Source organism: Pseudoalteromonas sp. MelDa3, from assembly GCF_002863625.1.
Taxonomy (GTDB): domain Bacteria; phylum Pseudomonadota; class Gammaproteobacteria; order Enterobacterales; family Alteromonadaceae; genus Pseudoalteromonas; species Pseudoalteromonas arctica.
The window spans coordinates 1-2,271 of sequence record NZ_PJBR01000191.1 but is presented as its reverse complement, the minus strand read 5'-3'; the positions used below and the strand labels follow the sequence as shown (position 1 = coordinate 2,271).

The following is a 2,271-nucleotide window of genomic DNA, read 5'->3' as shown; positions in this document are numbered from 1 at the left end:
TAAATTAGCGGGCTATTTAAATTAATAACAAATATTAATTATAAACGGTCAATTACTGATTGAGTGAAATCAGTTGTACCGTGGCTGCCGCCTAAATCGCGAGTTGTACGGTCGCCTGATTTAATTACATCAGCAACAGCACTACGAATACGCTCTGCTGTATCGCCCATATCTAAATGCTCAAGCATTTGGATAGACGCTAAAATTACAGATGTTGGGTTAGCTAGGTTTTTGCCAGCAATATCTGGTGCACTACCGTGTACAGCTTCAAAAATTGCAGCGTCTTCACCAATGTTAGCACCTGGAGCCATACCTAAACCGCCAACTAAACCAGCACAAAGGTCAGATAAAATATCACCAAATAAGTTAGTCGTAACAATTACGTCAAACTCTTCAGGTGTCATTACCAGTTTCATACACGTTGCATCAACAATCATTTCATTTGATTCAATTTGTGGGTAACGCTCAGCTACTTCACGTGCTACTTTTAAGAACAAACCAGATGTTGATTTTAAAATGTTAGCTTTATGAACAGCAGTTACTTTTTTACGACCTTCACGTACCGCTAGCTCATATGCAAAAGTTACGATTTTTTCTGCGCCTTCACGCGTAATTATCGATTTTGCTTCTGCTTCATTACCGTCTTCACTTACTATTTGGCCTGCACCTGAGTACATACCTTGCGTATTTTCACGAATAGTAATGATATCAATATCGTCGTAACGCGCTTTAGTGCCAACAAATGATTTAACAGGGCGTACGTTAGCGTATAAACCAAATTGCTTACGAAGTGTAACGTTAATAGACGTAAAACCTTCACCTACAGGCGTTGTTAATGGGCCTTTAAGAGTGATTTTGTTTCTAGCTATTGTATCAACCGTGTCTTGTGGAAGTAACTCACCTGTTTTTTCAAGTGCAGCTAGGCCAGCATCAACAAATTCATAATCAAAGTCGCAACCTGCGGCTTTTAATATTTCAAGTGCTGAGTCGATAATGCTCGGACCGATGCCGTCGCCTTTGATCACTGTGATGGTTTGTTTGGCCATTGACTTTTCCTTTAAAGAGTTTGATTTGCACATAAATTATTACCCTGAGAGAGTAATCGCTTGTTAGATCATTTATGTGAACGTGCTTGAAAATTTAAGGGCGCATTTATATCAACTTATCACCCATTTTGCTAGTTTATACAAGAAATACTGGGTATACACCAAAGTTATAATGGGTATAAAGACGTTAAATAGGGTCCCATAAATTAAATACTATTAAATAACGCGAGAGATTCTAATTTTTGATTAAAATCAGTTGGGTTTTGCCAATTTAGTATTTTCAGCTGTTCGTTTAATGTTTGCAGTTGCCACGCTGTTAGCGCAAGTTCTGGTTTAAAAACACTCTGTGCAACAATTTTAAGTGTGATCCAGAGTTTATGAGAATCAGTTAAGTGTTTTTTAGGTGTTTGCTCTGCTTCTAAAAGTGCCGTTGTCCATGGGTTGTCACTTAATAAATGAGTAAGCTGTTGCGTTAGTTGCTCGTTATTAATTGAATCCACACCAAAAAATGAGCAAATAGGGGCACTCAATGTTTTATTTGGTGTGTCGTCAATCAGCGTTTTACGAGAAAGCTGTGTACTGCATTGCGTTAATAAAAAATGAGCATAAGCATATAAAGGTAATGTAATGTGTTCAAACTGGTCATGTTTATTTTTACTAACTAATAAGGCCATTATTTTCACTAAGCCATTTAATCTGTTAGTAACGTAGGCTTGCAGAGGGTGTGGGGTGACATTAACTAATTGCTCAAAAACAACTCTTTGAATTATCGCAGGCGCATTATAATAACCGACCATCGATAAACTATGCTTTAAGTCTTTAGCGGCCTGATGCTCCTTATTATAAGGTTTTACTGCCTCACATAAATTAGCAACTACCTGAGGGTGAGCCGCCATTAGCTGGCTTAGCCCTTTATAGCTATATTCGTGCTGTGACTTAATATTACTTATTAGTTCAAGTAAAGACTGTGCTTTATCAACGTCAACCACACTTTTTGACTTAACATGTTCACTGTTAAACACTTTGAAGCTAATGGTTTTATCAGCGCAATGCCATTGTTTTGGGTTGTCGTTAAGGGTTGCTTTAACGCTAAACCAAGCCAATTTATTTGGATTAGCGTTACTAATTAAAATATGTTTTTGCTGCGCATCAGTCGCTAAATAAATCATGGTTTGCTCGGCATAAAAAACGCGGCTTCCCGGTAATAGTGGCCCTAAATGGGCTA

1 protein-coding gene and 1 pseudogene are annotated in these 2,271 nt (G+C 37.9%); both read right to left on the bottom strand.

The features are described from left to right. Nucleotides 1-38: 38 nt before the first annotated feature. On the bottom strand, nucleotides 39-1,046 hold the full coding sequence (locus CXF89_RS18990; RefSeq protein WP_007580684.1) for an isocitrate dehydrogenase: 1,008 nt from the start codon (nucleotides 1,044-1,046) through the stop codon (nucleotides 39-41). Nucleotides 1,047-1,252: 206 nt separating this feature from the next. Continuing rightward, a pseudogene (locus CXF89_RS18985) lies at nucleotides 1,253-2,271 on the bottom strand (hypothetical protein); the annotation flags it as partial.

Coding starts and splice junctions, on each gene's coding strand:
- CXF89_RS18990 (WP_007580684.1), bottom strand. CDS start 1,046: ATGGCCAAACAAACCATCACAGTGATCAAAGGCGACGGCATCGGTCCG.